A 573-nucleotide genomic window follows, 5' to 3' on the forward strand; every position below is an offset into this window, starting at 1 on the left:
GTCGTTCCGCAAGTACTGGCCGGGTCGCTTCGACCGGCCGGCGGGCTGGGGTGACGTAGATGGGCCAGACGAACGTGCGGATCCCTGGGCTCACTGTCGACGAAAACAGTCTCGTCAACGGCCTTTTAAAGCAGATCGACGACCTGCGTATAAGTAACATGCTGAGGACGTCGTACTACGAGAACAAGCGGTCCATCCGGCAAGTCGGCACCCTGATCCCGCCGCAGTACTACAACCTGGGCCTGGTCCTCGGTTGGACCGGCAAGGCGGTCGACGCGCTCTCGCGCCGATGCAACCTCGAGGGGTTTGTGTGGCCTGACGGCGACCTGGCGAGCATCGGCGGCGACGATGTGTGGGACGACAATCACCTGTCATCCGAAACCGACAGTGCGATCGTGTCTGCTCTCCAGCACGGGCCGGCGTTCCTCATCAACACAGTCGGCGATGACGATGAGCCTGACGCGCTGATCCACATTAAGGACGCCACGGAGGCCACCGGTGAATGGAACCGTCGTCGCCGGCACCTCGACAACCTGCTGTCGGTGATCGACAAGGACAAGGAAGACAACATCC

1 protein-coding gene is annotated in these 573 nt (G+C 61.8%); it reads left to right on the forward strand.

The window, feature by feature from the left end; genetic code table 11:
* Positions 1–59: 59 nt before the first annotated feature.
* On the forward strand, positions 60–573 hold a 514-nt coding region (locus FK268_RS23530), incomplete at its 3' end, for a phage portal protein (RefSeq protein ID WP_146437865.1).

The organism is Tsukamurella sputi (assembly GCF_007858445.1).
Lineage (GTDB): Bacteria > Actinomycetota > Actinomycetes > Mycobacteriales > Mycobacteriaceae > Tsukamurella > Tsukamurella sputi.